Origin of the sequence: Mesorhizobium sp. M0166 (genome assembly GCF_040322255.1) — a bacterium.
In the GTDB taxonomy this organism is placed as follows: domain Bacteria; phylum Pseudomonadota; class Alphaproteobacteria; order Rhizobiales; family Rhizobiaceae; genus Mesorhizobium.
In genome coordinates, this window is record NZ_JAMYTD010000006.1 from 189,715 (window position 1) to 211,072 (window position 21,358).

21 protein-coding genes and 1 pseudogene are annotated in these 21,358 nt (G+C 62.4%); 8 read left to right on the forward strand and 14 right to left on the reverse strand.

What is annotated here, in order from left to right:
• The first annotated feature begins 13 nt into the window (after nt 1-13).
• The 3 genes from NKJ46_RS10515 to NKJ46_RS10525 are packed head-to-tail and all read left to right on the forward strand — an operon-like array spanning nt 14 to nt 4,120.
• On the forward strand, nt 14-1,903 hold the full coding sequence (locus NKJ46_RS10515; protein ID WP_352664646.1) for an ABC transporter ATP-binding protein: 1,890 nt from the start codon (nt 14-16) through the stop codon (nt 1,901-1,903).
• Nucleotides 1,900-3,783 carry an ABC transporter ATP-binding protein gene (locus tag NKJ46_RS10520; RefSeq protein ID WP_352664648.1) on the forward strand — a complete coding sequence of 628 codons (1,884 nt, stop codon included), beginning with the start codon at nt 1,900-1,902 and terminating at the stop codon, nt 3,781-3,783. The genes NKJ46_RS10515 and NKJ46_RS10520 overlap by 4 nt, the downstream gene beginning before the upstream one ends.
• A 22-nt stretch (nt 3,784-3,805) precedes the next feature.
• Nucleotides 3,806-4,120 carry a DUF6665 family protein gene (locus NKJ46_RS10525; RefSeq protein ID WP_352664650.1) on the forward strand — a complete coding sequence of 105 codons (315 nt, stop codon included), beginning with the start codon at nt 3,806-3,808 and terminating at the stop codon, nt 4,118-4,120.
• A 27-nt stretch (nt 4,121-4,147) separates the two neighbouring features.
• On the opposite strand, the pseudogene NKJ46_RS10530 reads toward NKJ46_RS10525, so the two are convergent.
• Nucleotides 4,148-4,504: pseudogene (locus NKJ46_RS10530) on the reverse strand (cupin domain-containing protein).
• Between the two features lie 280 nt (nt 4,505-4,784).
• Between NKJ46_RS10530 and petA the strand changes: the two are divergent.
• The 4 genes from petA to NKJ46_RS10550 all read left to right on the forward strand — a co-directional run bounded on the left by petA (nt 4,785) and on the right by NKJ46_RS10550 (nt 8,385).
• A complete protein-coding gene (gene petA, locus NKJ46_RS10535) occupies nt 4,785-5,345 on the forward strand; it encodes a ubiquinol-cytochrome c reductase iron-sulfur subunit (protein WP_352488992.1) in 561 nt (186 codons plus the stop codon).
• 16 nt (nt 5,346-5,361) lie between these two features.
• Entirely contained in the window at nt 5,362-6,663 is a 1,302-nt protein-coding gene (locus NKJ46_RS10540) for a cytochrome b (protein WP_352664652.1), read from the forward strand.
• 89 nt (nt 6,664-6,752) lie between these two features.
• Nucleotides 6,753-7,625 carry a cytochrome c1 gene (locus NKJ46_RS10545; RefSeq protein WP_352664654.1) on the forward strand — a complete coding sequence of 291 codons (873 nt, stop codon included), beginning with the start codon at nt 6,753-6,755 and terminating at the stop codon, nt 7,623-7,625.
• Between the two features lie 214 nt (nt 7,626-7,839).
• Nucleotides 7,840-8,385 carry an adenine phosphoribosyltransferase gene (locus NKJ46_RS10550; protein ID WP_352664656.1) on the forward strand — a complete coding sequence of 182 codons (546 nt, stop codon included), beginning with the start codon at nt 7,840-7,842 and terminating at the stop codon, nt 8,383-8,385.
• 45 nt (nt 8,386-8,430) lie between these two features.
• Here NKJ46_RS10550 and NKJ46_RS10555 read toward each other — a convergent pair whose 3' ends face one another.
• The 9 genes from NKJ46_RS10555 to NKJ46_RS10595 form a co-directional block, all read right to left on the reverse strand.
• A complete protein-coding gene (locus NKJ46_RS10555) occupies nt 8,431-8,901 on the reverse strand; it encodes a MaoC family dehydratase (protein ID WP_352664658.1) in 471 nt (156 codons plus the stop codon).
• Nucleotides 8,898-9,359 carry a MaoC family dehydratase gene (locus NKJ46_RS10560; RefSeq protein ID WP_352466830.1) on the reverse strand — a complete coding sequence of 154 codons (462 nt, stop codon included), beginning with the start codon at nt 9,357-9,359 and terminating at the stop codon, nt 8,898-8,900. Before NKJ46_RS10560 ends, NKJ46_RS10555 begins: the two co-directional genes overlap by 4 nt.
• Before the next feature lie 130 nt (nt 9,360-9,489).
• Entirely contained in the window at nt 9,490-10,464 is a 975-nt protein-coding gene (gene corA, locus NKJ46_RS10565) for a magnesium/cobalt transporter CorA (RefSeq protein ID WP_352664660.1), read from the reverse strand.
• Nucleotides 10,465-10,661: 197 nt separating this feature from the next.
• A complete protein-coding gene (gene ychF / locus NKJ46_RS10570; protein WP_352664662.1) occupies nt 10,662-11,765 on the reverse strand; it encodes a redox-regulated ATPase YchF in 1,104 nt (367 codons plus the stop codon).
• 75 nt (nt 11,766-11,840) lie between these two features.
• A complete protein-coding gene (locus NKJ46_RS10575; protein ID WP_352664664.1) occupies nt 11,841-12,404 on the reverse strand; it encodes a hypothetical protein in 564 nt (187 codons plus the stop codon).
• Between the two features lie 3 nt (nt 12,405-12,407).
• Entirely contained in the window at nt 12,408-13,133 is a 726-nt protein-coding gene (pth, locus tag NKJ46_RS10580; protein ID WP_352664666.1) for an aminoacyl-tRNA hydrolase, read from the reverse strand.
• 23 nt (nt 13,134-13,156) lie between these two features.
• Nucleotides 13,157-13,801, reverse strand: a complete 645-nt coding sequence (locus NKJ46_RS10585; protein ID WP_352489001.1) for a 50S ribosomal protein L25/general stress protein Ctc — start codon at nt 13,799-13,801, stop codon at nt 13,157-13,159.
• A 376-nt stretch (nt 13,802-14,177) separates the two neighbouring features.
• Nucleotides 14,178-14,927, reverse strand: a complete 750-nt coding sequence (locus NKJ46_RS10590) for an SDR family oxidoreductase (RefSeq protein ID WP_352664668.1) — start codon at nt 14,925-14,927, stop codon at nt 14,178-14,180.
• 206 nt (nt 14,928-15,133) lie between these two features.
• Complete coding sequence (locus NKJ46_RS10595) at nt 15,134-16,378, reverse strand: MFS transporter (RefSeq protein ID WP_352664670.1); 1,245 nt, start codon at nt 16,376-16,378, stop codon at nt 15,134-15,136.
• 129 nt (nt 16,379-16,507) lie between these two features.
• Here NKJ46_RS10595 and NKJ46_RS10600 point away from each other — a divergent pair, with 129 nt between their 5' ends.
• Complete coding sequence (locus NKJ46_RS10600) at nt 16,508-17,389, forward strand: AraC family transcriptional regulator (protein ID WP_352664672.1); 882 nt, start codon at nt 16,508-16,510, stop codon at nt 17,387-17,389.
• Between the two features lie 100 nt (nt 17,390-17,489).
• Here the strand turns inward: NKJ46_RS10600 and NKJ46_RS10605 are convergent, their stop codons facing one another.
• From NKJ46_RS10605 to pgeF, 4 genes are all read right to left on the reverse strand, one after another.
• Nucleotides 17,490-18,425: a ribose-phosphate pyrophosphokinase gene (locus NKJ46_RS10605; RefSeq protein ID WP_352489004.1), complete on the reverse strand. Its 936-nt coding sequence runs from the start codon at nt 18,423-18,425 to the stop codon at nt 17,490-17,492.
• Between the two features lie 251 nt (nt 18,426-18,676).
• Nucleotides 18,677-19,297: a hypothetical protein gene (locus NKJ46_RS10610; RefSeq protein ID WP_352664674.1), complete on the reverse strand. Its 621-nt coding sequence runs from the start codon at nt 19,295-19,297 to the stop codon at nt 18,677-18,679.
• Between the two features lie 54 nt (nt 19,298-19,351).
• On the reverse strand, nt 19,352-20,503 hold the full coding sequence (locus NKJ46_RS10615) for a M24 family metallopeptidase (protein WP_352664676.1): 1,152 nt from the start codon (nt 20,501-20,503) through the stop codon (nt 19,352-19,354).
• Entirely contained in the window at nt 20,503-21,291 is a 789-nt protein-coding gene (gene pgeF, locus NKJ46_RS10620) for a peptidoglycan editing factor PgeF (protein ID WP_352664678.1), read from the reverse strand. Before pgeF ends, NKJ46_RS10615 begins: the two co-directional genes overlap by 1 nt.
• Between the last annotated feature and the right edge of the window lie 67 nt (nt 21,292-21,358).

The window sequence follows — 21,358 nt, forward strand, 5'->3', positions numbered from 1 at the left end:
TGTGAGCATCACTATGTTTAGCTGGTTTGAAAAAAGGCTCGATCCGTTCCCTGCCAAGGAGCCGGTCGAGCCGCCGCGGACACTGATCGCCTTCTGCGTGCATTATACGCGCGGCGCATGGCCCTACATCGCTCTCGATGCGGTACTGGTGACGGCCATCGCCCTTGCCGAGGTGTGGATGTTCGGCTTCATGGGCCGGATCGTCGACTGGCTGTCTGCGCAGAATCGCGAGACGTTCCTGCAGACCGAAGGCTTGAAGCTGGCCGGCATGGCCTTCATCGTGGTCTTCGCGCTGCCGGCAACGGTCTGGTTCCATTCGCTGCTCAACCAGCAGACGCTGATGGGTAATTATCCGATGCGTATCCGCTGGCAGGTGCATCGATACCTGCTCAAGCAGTCGATGAGCTTCTATCAGGACGAGTTCGCCGGACGCATCGCGACAAAGCTGATGCAGACGGCGCTCGCCGTGCGCGAGTGCGTCATCAAGCTCATCGATGTGCTCAATTATATCGTCGTCTATTTTCTCGGCATGCTGTTCATTGTCGGCTCGGCAGACTGGCGGCTCGCTGCGCCGCTTGCCGTCTGGCTTACCGGCTATGTCCTGCTGTTGCGCCATTTCATCCCGCGGCTGGGCAAGGTCGGCGAGGAGCAGGCCAATGCGCGCTCAACCATGACCGGCCGTGTCGTCGACAGCTACTCCAACATCCAGACTGTCAAGCTGTTCTCGCATGCGCGGCGCGAGGCATCCTTCGCCAAGGACGGTATGGCCGGCTTTCTCGATACGGTCTACCGGTCGATGCGGCTGGTGACACAACTCTACGGCCTGCTCTACGTCCTGAATTCGCTGCTGTTGTTTTCGGTCACCGCAATCTCGCTGTGGCTGTGGCTCGGTCAAGCCGTGACGATCGGCGCCGTCGCCCTGGTCATCGGCCTCGTGCTGCGGCTCTGGGGCATGTCGCAATGGATCATGTGGGAGATGTCCACGCTGTTCGAGAATATCGGCACGGTGCAGGATGGCATCGCCTCGATCTCGCTGCCGCGCCTCGTCGAAGACCGGCCAGACGCCAAGGATATTGCCGTGACCAAGGGCGAGATCCGTTTTGAGGACATCCGCTTCCACTACGGCAAGCAGAAGGGCGTGATCGAAAGCCTGTCGCTGACGGTCAAGCCGGGCGAGAAGGTTGGCATCGTCGGTCGTTCGGGTGCCGGCAAGTCGACGCTGGTCAATCTTCTGTTGCGCTTCTACGACCTCGAAAGCGGCAAGGTCCTGATCGACAGCCAGGACATTGCGGCGGTGACGCAGGACTCGCTGCGCGCGCAGATCGGCATGGTCACTCAGGACACCTCGCTGCTGCATCGCTCGGTACGCGAGAATATCCTCTATGGCCGGCCGGACGCCAGCAACGAGATGCTGATCGAGGCGGCGCGGCGCGCCGAGGCGCTGGATTTCATCGCCGGCTTGTCGGATTCGAACGGCCGCAGGGGTTTCGACGCGCATGTCGGCGATCGCGGCGTCAAATTGTCCGGCGGCCAGCGGCAACGCATCGCCATAGCCCGTGTCATGCTGAAGGACGCGCCGGTCCTCATTCTCGACGAGGCGACCTCCGCCCTCGATTCCGAGGCCGAGGCGGCCATCCAGGAGAATCTCTACAAACTGATGCAAGGCAAGACCGTCATCGCCATCGCGCACCGGTTGTCGACGATCGCGGCCATGGACCGGCTCGTCGTCATGGACAAGGGCCGAGTCATCGAGGAAGGTTCGCATGAGGAACTCGTTGCCAAAGGCGGGCTCTACGCCCAGCTCTGGCAACGCCAGTCGGGCGGATTCCTGCTCGACGACGGCCCCTCAGCCAACGATGCAGCCGCCAACGATGCAATCGCCAAGGGTGAAGCCGCCGAATGATGACTGCCATCTACCGCTGGTTCGAGAACTGGGTCTATCCATTCCGGGAGCCCGCGGACCTTCGGCCACCTGCCGGCGTCAGGGGTTTCCTCTGGCATTATGTCGGGCAGGCGAAGATCGCCTTCTTCGCCATGCTGGTGATCGGCGGCATCGCGCCGCTGGTCGAAGCCGGACTGTTCTATTTCGTCGGGCGGCTGGTCGACATCCTGGACCAGCTTCCCGGCGAACGCAGCTGGCACGCGCTGTGGACTGCCGCCGGCCCGGAACTTGTCTTCATGATCGCGGTGGTGCTGGTCATCCGCACCATCGTCGTCAGCCTGTCGGCGCTGGTCGACGAGCAGACGATCACGCCAGGTTTCTATAATCTCGTGCGCTGGCAGGCGCATCGCCATGTCTCGCGCCAATCCTACGCCTTCTTCCAGAACGACTTTGCCGGACGTATCGCGACCAAGGTCTGGCAGGCGGGACAGGCGACCGGCGATCTGATGGAAAGCTTCATCGAGGTCGTCTGGTTCATGGTCGTGTATACGGTGACGACGCTGGCGCTGGTCGCCGGGCTCGATCTCCGGCTAGCGATGCTGGTGGTGATCTGGATTACCGCTTTCGGCTTGCTGGCCAGGCGCTATGTGCCGGCGATCCGCAAGCATGCCGAAGCCACAGCCGAAGCCGGCTCGATGATCACCGGCCGCCTTGTCGATTCCTATTCGAACGTGCAGACGTTGAAACTGTTCTCGGCCGATGGCGACGACCGCTACATCAGGAACGGCTTCGACATCTATCTCGACGCGCTGCGCCCGTTCACCCGCCGGCTGACAGGCGTGCGCATGGCGCTGACGATGCTGTCGGGCATCATGATCACGGCGATCGCCTGCTTTGCCGTTTATCTCTGGGTCGAGGGTTCGATCACAGTCGGCGCCGTGGCCTTCACGCTATCTTTGGTGCTGCGGCTGAACATGCTGCTCGGCCGGCTGATGATGCAGCTCAACGGCATCTTGCGAAACCTCGGCGTGCTTGAGAATTCCAAGGCGCTGATCTCGCAGCCGCTCGCCCTGACCGATCCGCCGGACGCGAAAGAGCTTGTCGTCGGCGGCGGGCGCATCGACGTGAGCAATGTCGAGTTCCATTACGGCAAGGGGTCCGGCGTGCTCAACGGCATCGATCTCGTCGTGCGGCCGGGCGAAAAGGTCGGCCTGGTCGGCCCGTCCGGCGCCGGCAAGACGACCTTGGTCAATCTGATTCTGCGCCTCTACGATCTCGAGAGCGGCAAGATCACCATTGACCGGCAGGACGTCTCCAGGGTCACGCAGAATTCGCTGCGCGCCAATATCGGCGTCGTTAGCCAGGATACGGCACTGTTCCACCGCTCGCTGCGCGACAACATCAAGCTCGGCATGCCGGAAGCGACCGACGCCGAGGTGGTCGCGGCAGCGAAGAAGGCCGAGGCGCACGAGTTCATCCTCGGTCTGCGCGACAATCGCGATCGTATTGGCTATGAGGCCTATGTCGGCGAGCGCGGCGTCAAGCTCTCCGGCGGCCAGCGCCAGCGCGTGGCGATCGCCCGCCTCTTCCTCAAGGATGCACCGATCCTGGTGCTCGATGAGGCGACCTCGGCGCTCGATTCCGACATCGAGGCGGCGATCCAGGAAAATCTGGCAAGGCTGATGGAAGGCAAGACGGTCATCGCCATCGCGCATCGGCTGTCGACCATTGCGGCACTCGACCGGCTGGTGGTGCTCGACGACGGCCGCATCGTCGAGCAAGGCACGCATGACGAGCTGGTCGGGCTCGACGGGCTCTATGCCAGGCTGTGGAAGCGGCAGTCCGGCGGCTTCCTGTTCAACGAGGAGAGCGCGCTGGCCGAGACCCGGCCGGCGGAGTAGCTTCTGAAAACCGGAGTAGACCATGGCGGTGAGAATGCCATCGAATTTCGGACGATCCGGCGCGCAGGAGAGCGCGTTGGACCTGCTTGGCCATGAAATCCTCGGCGAAAAGGCGGCCGCGCTCGGCCGCGCCGGCCGACGCGTCGAGGAGACATTGACGAAGCTGCGCGAGAATTCCGACAGCGTCGACCGTGCCCGGCTGCTCAAGGACGCAGCCGAAGCGGTGCACGGCTATTTCATCCAGCGCGAACTCTGCGGCCTGCGCAAGCACGACGCGGTGATCCGGGAATACAACATTCCCAAGGCCGTGCTGGCCAGGCTCGGCGCCAGCGCATGATCCGAACCGGAATTGGTTCGGGAGGCGTTATTCCAGCCACTCGGTGATGAAGCTGCCGTTCTCGTGTATGTCGGTGGTTTCCAGCGGGCCTGGCCCGAGATTGGTGAATTTGTGCGGGGTGTTCGGTGGCACGACCAGGATCTGGCCGGCTGTGGCCTCGATCTGCCGGTCGCCGACGGTGAACAGACCGGTCCCAGTCCGGATGATAAAAATCTCGCAATAGGGATGGCTGTGCAGCCTGGGGCCGCCGCCGATCTCGGGCAGTTAGTTGAAGATCAGGCAGCTGTTCGAGCCGTAAGCTCCGCCTTGCAGCTCGCCCTGCCAGTGATCGGGCCAGCGGTCGGGCGCATCGGCCCATTTGTCGCGGTCTATGACATGCGCCATAGGCCGAGGATAAACCGGGCCAGCGCCAGCTGTCGAGGCGAACGCAGCCATTTGGTTTTGCTGCTGTTTTCCAATCATTCCGCCGTGCGAATTACGTCCCCGCGACAATCTGCCCTTGTGCCTTCACCCGTCTGGACAAAAACAGGCTTCACGCATAAACCCAAGTCCCAAATGCCGGAGGAATTCGCTAGCCTGTTCGCCATGCGCTGTCGGGCCGGCGCGATTGAGCGGGAACAAGGCTCGGCCGCCGGCACGGAAGAGGCGAAAGGATCAGGCACCCGTGAGCGCAACCGACACCCAGGATCCCAACCGTCGTGATTTTCTCTACGTTGCCACCGGCATGGCCGCGGTGGTCGGCGCGGGTGCCGTCGCCTGGCCGTTCATCGACCAGATGCGTCCGGATGCCTCGACACTGGCGCTCGCCTCGGTCGAGGTCGACGTCTCCTCGCTGACGCCGGGAATGTCGCTCGTCGTGAAGTGGCGCGGCAAGCCGGTTGTCGTGCGCAACCGCACCGAAAAAGAGATGAAGGAAGCCGAGGCGGTCAATCTCGCCGAGCTCAAGGATCCAATCGCCCGCAATGCCAACCTGCCGGCCGACGCGCCGGCAACCGACGCCAACCGAACCACGCCGGGCAAGGAAGCCTGGATGGTGATGGTCCAGGTCTGCACCCATCTCGGCTGCATCCCGCTTGGCCAGGAAGGCGATTTCGGCGGCTGGTTCTGCCCATGCCATGGTTCCGTCTACGATACCGCCGGCCGCATCCGCAAAGGGCCGGCGCCGGAGAACATGGCGGTACCGGTGTTCCAATTCGTTTCCGACACCAAGATCCGTATCGGCTGAGGCAGGGGATATTTCCATGAGCGAGGGACACTCGACCTATACGCCCAAGACCGGCATCGGACGCTGGTTCGATTCGCGCATGCCGCTGCCGCGGCTGGTCTATGACAGCTTCATCGCCTATCCGGTGCCGCGCAATCTAAACTATGCCTGGACCTTCGGCGGCATCCTTGCGCTTATGCTGGCGGCGCAGATCCTGACCGGTATCGTGCTGGCCATGCACTACGCAGCCGACAGCACTCTCGCCTTCGATTCGGTCGAGAAGATCATGCGCGACGTCAATTCCGGCTGGATGCTGCGCTACCTGCATTCGAACGGCGCGTCGTTCTTCTTCATTGCCGTCTACATCCATATCTTCCGTGGCCTCTACTACGGCTCCTACAAGGCGCCGCGCGAGCTGCTGTGGATCCTCGGCTGCATCATCTACCTGCTGATGATGGCGACCGGGTTCATGGGCTACGTGCTGCCTTGGGGCCAGATGAGCTTCTGGGGCGCTACCGTCATCACCGGCTTCTTCACCGCCATACCGCTGGTTGGCGACTGGATCCAGCAGCTTCTCCTCGGCGGCTTCGCGGTCGACAATCCGACGCTGAACCGCTTCTTTGCGCTGCATTACCTTTTGCCGTTCATGATCGCCGGCGTCGTCGTGCTGCACATCTGGGCGCTCCACGTCGTCGGCCAGAACAATCCGACCGGCATCGAGGTCAAATCGAAAACCGACACGCTCGCCTTCACGCCTTACGCGACCATCAAGGATGGGTTCGGCATGATCGTGTTCCTGTTCGTCTTCGCCTATTTCGTGTTCTACCTGCCGAACTATCTCGGCCATCCGGACAATTACACCGTGGCCAACCCGCTGAAGACGCCGGCCCACATTGTGCCGGAATGGTACTTCCTGCCGTTCTACGCGATCCTGCGCGCCATCACCTTCAATATCGGGCCAATCAACTCCAAGCTCGGCGGCGTGCTCTGCATGTTCGGCGCGATTGCAATGCTGTTCCTGGTGCCGTGGCTCGACACCTCGAAGGTGCGCTCGGCAGTCTACCGGCCCTGGTACAAGCTGTTCTTCTGGCTGTTCGTGGCCGACGCCATCCTGCTGGGTTGGCTGGGCTCGCAGCCGGCCGAGGGCAGCTATGTGTTCATGGCGCAGATGGCGACGCTGTTCTACTTCGCCTTCTTCCTGGTAGCGCTGCCGGTACTCGGGCTGATCGAAAAGCCGCGGCGGCTGCCGAATTCGATCACCGAGGCGGTGCTCGAGAAGAGCAAGGGCGGCGGCGGACATCCTGCCGGCGCCACGGCCGCGCCGGAAACCAAGGGCTGAGCATGATTCCGAAAAGTGGAAACCGGTACTCGGACAAGGTCATGCTCGAGACGGTGACAGCGCGTCAGAGAATCTCAAGGGGATTTGGCATGAAGAAGATTCTCACCTCGCTGGCGCTGCTTGGCCTTGTGGCCGCGGGCATGGGGGCCGCAGGCACGGGAGCCAGCGCCCAGGAAGAGGCGCACAATGAGGCGGCGCCGACGCATTTCCCGATACACGAACCGAAGGAAATGGACTGGAGCTTCGCCGGGCCATTCGGCACCTACGACAAGGCCCAGCTGCAGCGCGGGCTGAAGGTCTACAAGGAAGTCTGCTCGGCCTGCCATTCGATGAATTTGGTAGCGTTCCGTACGCTGGAAGGCCTTGGCTATTCGGACGCGCAGATCAAGACGCTGGCGGCCGAATATACGATCCATGACGGCCCGAACGATGCCGGCGACATGTTCGACCGTCCCGGCAAGCCGTCCGACCATTTCCCGGCACCATTCCCCAATGTCGAAGCGGCAGCGGCGGCAAATGGCGGCGCAGCGCCGCCCGACATGTCATTGTTGGCCAAGGCGCGCGGCGTCGAGCGTGGCTTCCCGCGCTTCGTGTTCGACATCTTTACCCAGTATGCCCAGGGCGGCCCCGACTACATCCACTCGCTGCTGACCGGCTACGACCAGCAACCGCCGGCGGGCATGGTCATACCGGAAGGCACGCACTACAATCCGTACTTCCTGTCCGGCGTGTCGCTGAAGATGCCGAAGCCGCTCTCCGACGGCCAGGTTACCTATGATGACGGCGCGCCGCAGACGGTCGACCAGTATTCTCGCGACGTGTCGGCCTTCTTGATGTGGGCGGCCGAGCCACACCTCGAGGATCGCAAGAAGACCGGCTTTCGCGTACTGGTCTTCCTGCTGCTGTTCGGTGCGCTGGTCTACCTGACCAAGCGCAAGGTGTGGGCCGGCGTGATGCACTGAACCCTGCGATATACGAGAATGCGAGGGCGTCGAAAGGCGCCCTTTTCATTGCAGGCATGTCGATTCATCGCAGCCGGCGCTGAACAAGGCCCTTTGCCGGACAATTTTCCGTCAGGCGTCACATGGCGGTAGCCGGACTTAGCTGCACCGGGTTACGATTGGCCAATTCCCTTCACGTCTTCAGCCGAATCTGAATGGCCCGGAGAGCCGCTTGATGAAATCCTCGCTCGAAGAGACGCTGCTTGCCGCGATCCGCACCATTCCGGATTATCCCAAGCCGGGCATCCTGTTTCGCGACATCACCACGCTGCTCGGCAATGCGCGGGCCTTCCGCCGCGCCATCGACGAACTGGTGCATCCCTATGCCGGCCTCAAGATCGACAAGATCGCCGGCATCGAGGCGCGCGGCTTCATCCTCGGCGGCGCCATCGCCCACCAGCTCTCGGCCGGCTTCGTGCCGATCCGCAAGAAGGGCAAGCTGCCTTACGAGACGGTGCGCGTCGCCTACAGCCTGGAATACGGGCTGGACGAGATGGAGATGCACAAGGACGGTGTTTCTCCGGGCGAGAGGGTAATCCTCGTCGACGATTTGATCGCCACCGGCGGCACGGCCGAGGCGGCCGTCAAGCTATTGCGGCAGATCGGTGCCGACATCGTCGCCGCCTGCTTCGTCATCGACCTGCCGGACCTTGGCGGCCGAGAGAGGTTAGAGGCGCTCGGCGTACCGGTGAGGACGCTGATCGGGTTTGAGGGGCATTGAGCGTTTCTTCCTTCTCCCTTTCTGTGGGAGAAGGAAGAACTCCGCTCACCCCACCTTCACCAGCACGGCACTTTCGAATTCGATGACCTTGTCGCCCATCGAATCGAAGGCCTCTGAGCGGAGCGTCAGCAGCCGCCAGCCCGGTCGCGAGGCAATGGGGCGATGGGCCAGCGCGGTGCGGGTGAAAGTCACGGTTTCCCCGGCATAGACAGGTTTGGGCCATTTGAGGTTCTTGAAGCCGGGCGAGGGGCCGAATTCCGGCACCGGCCCAGGGCCGGGCCAGCGGGCGACCTCTGCCTCCATGCCAGCCTCGAGGTTCAGTTTCATCCAGGTGGCGGCGGTGTGCCAGCCCGAGGCACAGAGCCCGCCGAATATGCTGTTCCTCGCCGCCTCTTCGTCGATATGGAATATCTGCGGGTCGTATTTGCGGGCGAACGCCTTGATCGCCTCCGGTTCGAATCGATGCGAACCGAGCGTGACGGTGATACCGATGCAGAAGAATTCGTCGAGGCTCACGCACTGCCCTCGCGGGTGAGGAACATGACGGTGTTTTCGAGCTCGAAAACGCCTTCGCCGCGCTGGTTGAACAACTCGCTGCGCATGGTCACCAGGCCAAGCCGGGGTTTCGATCTGGATAAACGCTTGGCAAGGACGGTGGTGCTGCCGCTCAACAGGTCGCCGGCAAGGACTGGCCGTTTCCATTTGACCTGGTCGACGCCTGGCGCGCCCTGCGAGGTCGAGTCGAGCAGGAAGGCATCGCACAGCATGCGCATGAACATGGCGCAGGTGTGCCAGCCCGAAGCCGCCAGCCCGCCGAGGATGCTGGCCTTGCCCGCGGCCTCGTCGAGATGCATCGGCTGGGCATCGAATTCGCCGGCGAATTCGATGATTTCGGCGGCACTTACCAGCTTGGTGCCGAGATCGAGCGAAGCGCCCTCGACAAAATCCTCATAAGCCCAGGTCTTTGCGGTCATGATGGAAATCCGGTTCATGATTGTACGATCGCGGGTCCGGGTCCCGGATGCAGGCAGGGCGGCATTTGGTCAAGCAATTTCTACTGCGCCAGCCCGCTGCGCCCAAGCCGCAGCGGAGCTATTGATGACGCTACAGCCAGCCGCGGCGGCGGAAATACCAGAAGGGCAGGATTGCCGAAAGCACCATCATGCCGATGGCGAAGGGATAGCCAAAGTGCCATTTGAGCTCGGGGATGATGTCGAAATTCATGCCGTAGATCGAAGCGACAAGCGTCGGCGGCAGGAAGATGACAGCGGCGACGGAGAAGATCTTGATGATAGCGTTCTGCTCGATCGAGATCATGCCGAGCGTCGCGTCGAGCAGGAAGCTAATCTTCTGCGACAGGAACGTGGCGTGGTCGGCGAGCGACAGCACGTCGCGCGACAAGGTCTTGATGCGGGCGCGTGTATCCTTGCTCATCTTGGTTTGCGTGGAGGCATGGGCGAGAAACCCGGCAAGGCGCTGCAGCGAGATCAGGCTGTCGCGGATCGAGGAGGCGAGGTCCTCCTTGCGGCCAATGCCTTTCAACAGCTCCTGGAAGTCGCGGTTGCGCTTGGAAACCTTGGTCGAGCGTGCCTCGAAGATGTCGCGCGAGATCACCTCGACGTCGCGGCCGGCGCGCTCCAGAATGTCGGCGAGGCGGTCGACGATCGCCTCCAGCAGTCCGATCAGGATGGTGTCGCCGCTGGTGCAGCCGGTCGCCACCTTCTCGGCGCGCAGCGGAAAGGTCTTGAACGCCTTCGGTTCGTGGTACCGCACGGTGATCAGCCTGCTGCCGGCGAGCACGAAGGTAACCGGCGACATCAACGGATCGTCCACCTCGGTCTGGGCAGGCAGAATGGCGGTCATGAAGTAGGCGCCGTCCTCGACGTAGAGACGGCTCGAGATCTCGATCTCTTCCATCTCTTCGCGGGTCGGAACCGCGATGCCGAGCCAGGTCTCGATTGTCGTCTCTTCTTCCTTTGTCGGGTTGAAGAGATCGATCCAGACGACAGTGTCGCTGTTTTGCAGGAGATCGTCGACCAGGCGCAGGCGATCATTGTCGACGACGAAGGCCTTGATCATCGCCGGGTCTCCCTTGCTGTTGCCAAAGAGCGTTCGTTTGGAGGGGGCGCGTCAGTCGGGTCGCACGGACACGGGCAGGTGAGGCGCGAGGCCGGTGCAGAGGCCCCTTAGACCCCGCACGACGGCCCGTCAAGCAGCGCAAGAGGCACTGCGACATCGAGCGACGGCAATGGTCGCCACTGGGCTCCCTCGCCGGGTCAGGTGTTGAACTTGAACAGCATGATGTCACCGTCCTGGACGACATACTCCTTGCCTTCGTCGCGCGCCTTGCCGGCCTCCTTGGCCGCCATTTCGCCGCCCAGCCTGACGAAGTCGTCATAGGCGATGGTCTGGGCGCGGATGAAGCCGCGCTCGAAATCGGTGTGGATGACGCCTGCCGCCTGCGGCGCCTTGGCACCCTTGTGAACGGTCCAGGCGCGTGTCTCCTTCGGCCCGACGGTAAAATAGGTAATGAGTTGCAGCAGCTCGTAGCCGGCGCGAATCACCTTGTTCAGGCCCGGCTCGTCGAGCCCAAGCGAGGAGAGGAATTCCATCTCCTCTTCGTCCGAAAGCTGGGCGACCTCGGCTTCGATCGCCGCTGAAATCACGACGGTGCGGGCGCCTTGCGCGGCGGCCATCTTCTCGACCGCCCTGGTATGCGCGTTGCCGGTAGCGGCATCGGCTTCCGCGACGTTGCAGACATAGAGCACGGGGTGAGACGTCAACAGGTTCAGCCCCTGCAGGATGCGCAGGTCCTCGGCCGAGATGCCGTTGAGCAGGATACGGGCGGGCTTGCCGGCCTGCAGCAGTTCAAGCGCCGCTTCCATCATCGGAAGTACGGTCGCTGCTTCCTTGTCTTTGCCGGCGGCACGCTTGCGGATCTGCACGATGCGGCGCTCGAGGCTGTCGAGGTCGGCAAGCATCAATTCGGTCTCGACGGTCTCGGCATCGGCGACAGGATCGATGCGGCCCTCGACATGGGTGATGTCGTCATCCTCGAAGCAGCGCAGCACATGGACGATGGCGTCGACCTCACGGATGTTGGCGAGGAATTGGTTGCCAAGCCCTTCGCCTTTCGAGGCGCCACGCACCAGGCCGGCAATGTCGACGAACGAGATGCGGGTTGGGATGATCTCCTTCGACTTGCCGATCGCGGCGATCTTCTGCAGGCGCGGGTCGGGCACCGCCACCTCGCCGGTATTCGGTTCGATGGTGCAGAACGGATAATTGGCGGCCTGCGCCGCCGCCGTCCTGGTCAGCGCATTGAAGAGCGTCGACTTGCCGACATTGGGCAAGCCAACGATGCCGCATTTGAAACCCATTTGTCTGGTCCTATCGGGAAATCGAAATTTGATCAGGGCTATGGGCGAAAGCGCCGATGATCGTCAAGGCGCAATTCAATTCAGACGCTGCGCGATGTCATCGGTGCCTATCGCCAACGAACGAACGCCGGACCTGCTCAGTATTTGCAGGAGATGCCAGAACGCGTCGACCTCGGCGGTTCCGAAATCGATGGTCAGTTGGCCGTCGAGCAATTGCGCACTGTGAATGATGTTTCCGACGGTCTCCGATGTTTCACGGTCGCCATCGATATCGAACCAGCCGCGAAACCATTCGTCGAAGAGATCGCCGTCGAGCTCATTTACGGGGAATTTGAAATAAACCTCGTCCCATTTGAACGGTGAGACGAGGACATCCATTCCACCAATCCCGGCGTGAATATCCGGAGAGAATTTCACATAGGCATCGCTGTTGATGAATTGCGGATTTGGCTGTCCGTCATTGCCGACGAAATCAACCGCGATGAGATTTCGATAGAAGGAATCGACATTCGAAAACTTGATCTCGGTTGCATGCGACCCTTGGCTGTTGCGAGCAAGTTCGCCGGCAGCAGCGACGAAATAATCAACATACTTCTGTCTGATGAGACGGACCAATTCCTGAACGTCATCCATATCCATGGCTCAGTCCTTGCCGCCAAAAAGCTTCTTCAGCATAGCCGCCATCGGGCCGGTTTCGGGCAGCTTGGCCGCCGGCTGCTGCGGCCGCGCCTGGCGGACGTGGCTTTGCGCCTTTGGCGCCTTGGGCGGTGGGCGATCGTCGTCGCCCGTCGGCGTGAGCTTGTCGCGCAGGGCCAGCGTCACGCGGTTCATGAACGAGTTGTCGTCGCCCTTGGCAAGCAATCCGGCACCATCGGCGATTTCGTCGAGCAGCACGTCCAGCCATTCGCGGTCGCCCTTGGCGAAATCGCCGAGCACATGGCCGTGCACCATTTCCTTGACGCCGGGGTGGCCGACGCCGATGCGCACACGGCGAAAATCCTTGCCGACGTGCTGGTCGAGCGAGCGGATACCGTTGTGGCCGCCGGAACCGCCACCGACCTTGACCCGCACCTTGCCGGCGGCAAGGTCGATCTCGTCATAGAAGACAGTCAGCGCCGAAGGGCCGAGCTTGTAGAAGCGCAAGGCTTCGCCGACCGACTGGCCGGACAGGTTCATGAAGGTCTGCGGCTTGATCAGGATCACCTTTTCGCCGGCAAGCGTGCCTTCGGCGATCAGACCCTGGAATTTCTTCGACCAGGGTGAAAAGGAATGGCGGCGGGCGATCGCGTCCGCCGCCATGAAGCCGACATTGTGCCGGTTGTTGGCGTATTTCGCGCCCGGATTGCCGAGGCCTGCAAAGACAAGCATCGTCGCCTCCGGGCGGGAAGGAGTTACTTCTCTTCGGCGGCAGGAGCCGCTTCGGGCGCAGCCGCTTCAGTCGTCTCTTCCGCGGCCTCCGGCTTCATCGCCGAGGAGCCGGCAATGGTCGCGATGGTGAAGTCGCGGTCGGAGATCACCGGCTTGACGCCGGCCGGCAAGGTGACGGCCGAAATGTGGATCGAATCGCCGATATCCGTGCCGGTGAGATCGATGGTGATGAAATCCGGGATCGCATTGGCTGGGCAGTGGAACTCGACCTCGTGGCGCACGATGTTGAGCACGCCGCCGCGCTTGATGCCGGGCGACTTGTCTTCATTGATGAAGTGCACGGGCACATCGACGTTGACTTCGGTATCCTTGCCGATGCGCAGGAAATCGACATGGACAGGGAAATCCTTGACCGGGTCGAGCTGGAAATCCTTGGGCAGAACCTGGATCTTGTTGCCGTCGACATCGATCGTGGCGACCGTGGTCAGAAACCCGCCGCCATGGATCTTGTAGTAGATGTCCTTGTAGGTCAGCGCAATCGCCAGGGGAGGCTGCTTGTCGCCGTAAATCACTGCAGGCACTTTACCGTTGCGGCGAACTGCACGGGCGGACCCCTTACCGACCTGTTCGCGCGCTTCGGCCTTGAGCTCGTAAGTATCGTGGCTCATGGCATTTCCTTTCGCGTTGTTCTGGAGCGTTCGCGGCCGGCAAAGTGCCGGGGCCGTAAACGTCGAAAGCCGCCATAGCTAACGCATGATCTGGTCCGAAAACCGGAATCCACTTTTCGGGATCATGCGGGAAGGCGGCCTTCCGCCGCGTTGCCTCCAAGGGTGTCTACGCGGGTGGCGGCTCTATAGCGGAAGGCGGCGCGAGGTGCAAGTCATGGCAGGCAAGGTCTGCAAGGGTTCCGCCCATGGCATGGCGACACCCATGCCGATGTCATCGACGCCGACCTGCTGGCCTTCTTCAGGGCGCAAGGCCTTTCAGAACGTAACAAGAACACCCGCCAGATGGCGGGTGTTCTTGTGTCAGGTGGTGCCGATGTCAGGCGATGCTCAAGCCGCCATCGATCAGCATTTCCGCACCGACCATGAACGGGCATTCGTCCGAAGCAAGAAAGACCACTGCGTTGGCAATTTCCTCGGCGGTTCCGAAACGACGGGCAGGCACCAGGCCGACCACAGCTTTCGCGCGCACCTTCGCCGCTTCGGGGTCCAGCCCAAGTTTGTCGTTGAGCGGCGTGTCGATCGGACCCGGGCTGATCACATTGGCGCGAATACCGCGTTCTATCAGTTCGCCCGAGAGCGTCCGAGCGAGCGAAATCATGCCGGCCTTGGCCAGCGCATAGACGTGCGTTCCAGCCATTCCCATATGTGCGTTGACCGAGCCGCTGAGGATGATCGACGAGGGGTTCGAAAACAGCGGAACGAGCGCCTTGACCAGGAAGTACGGCCCCTTGAGGTCGACATCGATGCTCCTGTCAAACGCGGCCTCGGTCCAGTCGCCAAGCGGGCGCAGGTCGGCGATACCAGCATTGAGGAAGAGAGCATCGAGCTTGCCGAAGGTTTCCTCGATCCGCCGCGCTATGTCGTTCTGGGCAGCAGCATCTCCGGCGTCGGCGGCAATCACAAGCACATCACTGCCAAGGATGGTGCGCGCCTCCTCGAGACGGCTCGCATTGGTTCCGGTGATGGCGACGCGCGCACCTTCCTCGATGAAACGTCGCGCCGTCACCAGGCCGATGCCGCTGGTGCCGCCGGTAATCAAAGCGACCTTGCCTTTTAGTCTGGGCATAAGCTAATTGCCTTTTCTGGCGCGGAGCGCTGCGCAGCATCAGGGCTGAGCCCGGTATGTTCAACTTGAAGGCGTTGCTGACCAAAATTTTGCCTTCAGGGGTGGACCCTCTCTAACAGGCTTTTCACCCGGCGTGTGGTGAAAGAATCATCGAGGGCGCGACAAATGTCGCGCCCCTCGTATCAATTCCGAAAGATGAACTGATTTTAGCTGGCCACCGCCTCCACCTTCCTCGCTTCCTTCATGTTCGGCAAAAACACCGTCAGCAGGCCGAGTAGCGGCAAATACGAGCAGACCTGGAAGACGAAATCGATGCCTTTCATGTCGGCGACGACGCCAAGCACGGCGGCCGCGATGCCGCCCATGCCGAAGGCGAAGCCGAAGAAGATGCCGGCGATCATGCCGACCCGGCCGGGCACCAGTTCCTGCGCGAAGACGACGATGTTCGAGAAGGCCGAGGACAGGATCAGGCCGATCAGCACGGTGAGAACCATTGTCCACTCGAAATTGGCGTAGGGCAAGGCCAGGGTGAAGGGCAGCACGCCGACGATCGAGAACCAGATCATCGCCTTCTGCCCGTAGCGGTCGCCGAACGGGCCGCCGAGCAGGATGCCAAGGGCCGAGGCGCCGAGGAACAGAAACAGCATGACCTGCGACATCTGCACTGAGACGCCGAATTTATGGATGGCATAGAAGGTGTAGTAGCTGGACAGGCTGGCGATGTAGGCGTTCTTCGTCAGCACCAGCAAGGTAAGCACCAGCAGCGCGCCCATCACCTTGCGGCGGGGGAAGGGCGAGACGAAGCCTGCCGCCTTGCGGGTGCTCTGCGCGGCACGCAGGCGGCTGTACCAACCACCGACCTGCCACAGCACGATGATGCCGATCAACGAGCCGCCGGCAAACCACGCGATGCTGGTCTGGCCGAAGGGCACGACGATGAAGGCTGCCAGCAGCGGCCCCATCGCCTGGCCGAAATTGCCGCCGACCTGGAACAGCGACTGTGCCAGCCCGAACCGGCCGCCGGAGGCGAAGCGGGCGATGCGCGAGGATTCCGGATGGAAGATCGCTGAGCCGATGCCGATCAGCGAGGCGCCGATGAGGAGCAGGAAATAGTGTCCGGCATAGGCCAGCACGACCAGGCCGATCAACGAGGAGGCCATGCCGTAGGGCAGCGAGTAAGGCATCGGCCGCTTGTCGGTGATCATGCCGATCACCGGCTGCAGCAAGGATGCCGTCACCTGGAAGGTGAAAGTCAAAAGGCCGATCTGCCAGAAATCGAGACCGTAATTGTCCTTCAGCAGCGGATAGATCGCCGACAGCAGCGACTGCATGATGTCGTTGATGCAATGGCAGAAGCTCACCGCCAGGATGACGGTGAAGGCCGTCGCCTGAGCTGAAATGTGGCTGGCCGCTGCCGGCTTGGCGTCGGCGGTTGCTGTGGTATCGGTCAAGGCAGGCTCCGTGGTCTTTTTGGCGGGCGCTCCCGCAGGCGGTCTTATGGGCCGGCTGCCTTATACGTTGCTTGTCACGCGACTTCTTTCGTGGTTTGGTCCAATAGTTTCGCAAGTGGGCCATAGCTGATGCCGCATGGCAGGGAAATGTTCAGAGCGGGCGATACCGATCTCGGCCTGTTGCACGAGCGTCGCTGGCAATGGCTGGAGCAGGCCGTCGGGCCGGCCGTGGCGCTGCCGACCGAATATCCGGACGGCTATCACGTGCCACGGCACCATCATAGCCGCAGCCAGTTGCTGCACGCGCTGGTCGGTGTCGTGCTGGTGACGACGCGGCATGGGCGCTGGATGGTGCCCCCCGACCACGCGATGTGGATCCCCGCCGGCACCGAACATTCCGTCGAGATGCTGGGCGACGTCAGCATGCGGTCCGTCTATGTGATGCCGGAGGCCATTCCGGGCCTGCCGGACGGGTTGCGCGTCGTCGGCATCACCGACCTGATGCACAGCCTGATCGTGGAATCGGAAAAGCTGCCGCAAGGCGCCGAGCTGGAGGGGCGGGGTGGGCTGATCATGAAGCTCCTGCTGCACGAAATCCCGAACCTGCCGGAACGGCCGCTCGGACTGCCGTTCCCGTCCGATGCAAGGCTGGCGGCGCTGTGCCGGCGCTTCGTCTCAGCACCGTCACCGCATGCGACGATCGACGAGTGGGCCGCTATCGTCGGCATGAGCCGCCGCTCTTTCACCCGCGCGTTCCACCGCCAGACCGGATTGTCGCTATCGACCTGGCGCCAACAGGCCTGCCTGTTCGCGGCGCTGCCGCGGCTGGCCGACGGCGAGCCGATCACGAGGGTGGCGCTCGATCTCGGCTATGACAGCGTGCCGGCGTTCATCACCATGTTCAAGCGCATGCTGGGAGCCTCGCCACGCGGTTATATGCGGGGCGCGCGTGATGCTGGCGAAGGTGTGCGACGAATAAGCGGTCCGGCTCGGCCTGAGTCGCAGCCCTAAAGGGCGTCGCGTTCGGCCGGCCTCATGCGCCGCGCTTTGGGTTCTTGTTTTTATGCATTTCGTTATCGCAAAACCGCTGCACAGTTTTGCGCGACACGCATTAATCGAACAGGCTCGACACCGATTCCTCGGTCGCCGTGCGCGAGATCGCCTCGCCCATCAGTTCGGCGATGGAGATGACGCGGATATTGGTGGCGTCGAGCACTGCCTGGGTCGGCTGGATGGAATCGGTAATGACCAGTTCCTGCAGTTTCGAGGCGCCGATGCGGGCGATGGCACCGCCGGACAAAACGCCATGGGTAGTATAGGCGGTGACACTGGTGGCGCCGTCGGCAAGCAGCGCATCGGCCGCATTGCACAGCGTGCCGCCCGAATCGATGATGTCGTCGATCAACAGGCAATCCTTGCCGCGCACGTCACCGATGACGTTCATGACTTCCGATTCGCCGGGGCGCTCGCGGCGCTTGTCGACGATGGCAAGCTGGGCGTCGATGCGCTTGGCGAGCGCGCGGGCGCGGACCACGCCGCCGACATCCGGCGACACCACCATGACATTGGCAAGCTGCTTGTATTTTGCCTTTACGTCGCGGGCCATGACCGGCACGGAAAACAGATTGTCGGTCGGGATGTCGAAGAAGCCTTGAATCTGGCCGGCATGGAGATCCAGGGTCAGCACCCGGTCGACGCCCGCCCTGGTGATCATGTTGGCGACCAGCTTGGCCGAGATCGGTGTGCGGCCGGAGGCGCGGCGGTCCTGCCTGGCATAGCCGAAATAAGGAATAACCGCAGTGATGCGCTTGGCCGAGGAGCGCATGAAGGCGTCGATCATGATGAGTAGTTCCATCAGATGATCGTTGGTCGGGAACGAGGTGGATTGCAGGATGAAGACGTCCTCGCCGCGCACGTTCTCCTGGATCTCGACGAAGATTTCCTGGTCGGCGAAGCGCCTGACGCTGGCCTTGCCCAGCGGAATGTTGAGGTAGCGGGCGACTGATTCGGCCAGCACCCTGTTGGAATTGCCCGCGAAGAGCTTCATGCACCGTTCCTGGCGAAGGATTGAGAGACTCCGATAGCACTCCAGCCTCTTAGTCGGGCTTTTAGCGGCCCGCGCCGGTATTGCAAGCGTCGTGAATGGGAATCCGCCGGCTAATCTCAATAAACGCTTACGGCTTGAGCATGCGGCGATAGAGCCGGTTCCATGCCCGGCGGAATCGGGTTGGCGCTATCTTTCTGTTTGAGCATGATCTTTCCGAAAACCGGATTCCACTTTTGGAATCATACTCCAGGTCAGCCGGCGCCGCCGCCAAGCCAGGTGGCGAACTGGTCGATTGTCTGGTCGGCAATTGCCTGCATGGTCGCCGGCGCGACCGCCGCCCAGCCTTCACCACCGCCGACGGAGGGCGCCTTCTGCTGGCCATTGATGCGATGCAGCCGGTTGCCGGCCGGGTCATAGATGTCCCAGACGTAGATGACGGTGGTGTCCTTGCCTTCCGTCATGGTCGAGAAATAGCCCTTGAGCACATGCGTTGGGGTTTGGTCGGTGCTGCCGGCCAAAGTGATGCCGCGCTGCCTGGCGCGTGTCTGAAGCTCGGCGGTCAGCGGTGTCGCGGCTTCTACCGAGGCGCCGACGATCGGCGCCACCTGCAGCCGGGTCCGCGCAATGGCAGCCGCGCTTTTGGCGGGCGGCACGGCTGCTGCAGTGGAAGGCTGCGCTGTACCTGCAGTTTGCGCGGTGCCGGCAGGCTGAGCCGGGGTTGAGGGGGGCGTTGCGGCACCTCCGGCTCCGGAGAGCGATTGCGTCGATTGCGGGGCAATGGCCGAGGGTTCGAGAACGTCCTTCGCATTGGTGCAGGCCGCCAGTGCCAGCGCCACGAGCAATGACACGGTCGTCACATGCGATCGTCTCATTAGCCTGAAAACTCCTTGGCGACGAACGCCCCTCACACTCTTTCCATTATGGATTCACTGCACGATCAAGTCGAGATCATGGCGGGACAGCGGCTTCGGCTGGGATTCGGTCGTCAGATAGGTGCGGCCAAGCGTCATCGCGGTTTCGGTTTCGGAGTCCATGATGATCATATGGGCGAACAGCGTCATGTTCGGCGCGATCGGTTCGGGATTGCCCTGATAGAACATCGGCATATCCATCCAAGACGGGGTGAAGCGGGCGCCGAGCGAATAGCCGCAGGCATTGAGCCGGTGCTTGGTCAAATTGTGGGCCTCGAGCGTGCGGGCATGGGCGTCGAACACGTCGCCGAACGTGTTACCGGGCGTCATCGCCTTCTCGACTGCAAGTAGCGCGGCGCGGGCGGCATCGAACAATTCCTGGTGGCGTTTCGATGCCTTGCCGGTCAGCACCGTGCGCATCATTGCCGCATGGTAGTGGTGGAAGACACCGGCCCATTCGAGCGTCAGCTGGTCCTTCTTGGTGAGCTTGCGGCGACCGGCCTTGTAGCGGCAAAGCAGGGCGTCGACGCCGGAGCCGATGATGAACTCGTTGGCCGGATAATCGCCGCCGCCGGCAAAGATCGCACCTTGCATGGCGGCCAGGATCAGCGCCTCATCGCCGCCCTGCTTGATCAGCGGCAGTGCTGCGTCCAGCGCGTCGTCGGCCAGATTTGCGGCTTTTTCCGCCTTGGCGATTTCTGCCGGGCTCTTGAACAGCCGTAGCCGGCTGACAATGCCGGAGGCATCCGCGATCTGCCCGAAGGTCTGCAACTGCTCGTCGAGGCGCCGGCCATTATAGGCCGTCAGGCCGTGGGTGTCGTACTCGACGCCGATCCGGGCGCCGAGCAGGTCGAGTTCGTTGAGCAGATTGCGCAGGTCTACCGCCGGATTGGCGCCGTTGCGGTCCGTCCACAAAACGATGTTGTCGATGATCGAGGTGTGGCGCGCCTGGCGCAAGTCGGCCGAACGCGTCAGCAGCACCATCGAGCCGTCGGCCTTGACCACCAGGCACTGGAAAAAGCAGAAGCCGAAGGTGTCGTAGCCGGTCAGCCAATACATGCTTTCCTGGGCAAACAGCAGGACGGCGTCGAGCTTCTTTTCGGCGATCTCGATCATCAGTCGATCGCGCCGCGCGTCGAATTCCGAGCGTTCGAAATGCAGCGCCATCAGTCAGCCTCCAAAACGATTGCCGAAACCTGCCGCCCGTAGTCGGGCTCGTTGCGATGCGTGCTGCGCCGATAAGAGTAGAAAAGCTCTTCCTCGGCATAGGTGCAGCGGCCAAGTCCCTCGGCGTTGACGCCAGCCTTGGTCAGCCGGTCGACAGTGTAGCGGTTGAGATCGAACATCGCGTGTCCGGCATTTGCGGAGGGCGCGAAATAGCGGGCATTGCCGGCATCGGCGTCGACGAAGCGGGCGACGAATTCCGGTCCGACTTCGTAATTTCGTGGGCCGATGGAAGGACCGAGCACTGCGACGATGCGGTCGCGCCGGGCGCCAAGGCTTTCCATTGCCGCGACGGTGTTTTCCAGCACGCCGGTGAAAGCGCCTTTCCAGCCGGCATGGGCGGCGCCGATAATGCGCGCCTCGGAGTCGGCGAAGAGGACCGGTCCGCAGTCGGCGGTCGAGGCACCGACGGCAATGCCCGGCCGGTCGGTGACAATGGCGTCGGCCTTGGGCCGCTCGCCGGCGAAAACGTCCCTGGCAATGACGACGTCCGGCGAATGAACCTGGTGAGCGGTCAGCAGATGGTTTGCAGGCACGCCCATCCATTCGGCGACCCGGCGGCGATTCTCGCGCACCAGCGTCTGGTCATCGCTCGAGCCGGTGCCGATGTTGAGCCCCCGGTAGATGCCGCTGGAAATGCCGCCGACGCGTGTGAAGTAGCCGTGGCGGATGCCTTGCGCCGTTTCCAGCAAGGGCGACCGAACGGGATCCGGTTTGGTCTGATTCAGCATGGCGGCTTTGTTGTCCGTATGGGCGATTTCGTCAAGCGAGTTCAGACGGGGCGAGTTGAAGGCTGGT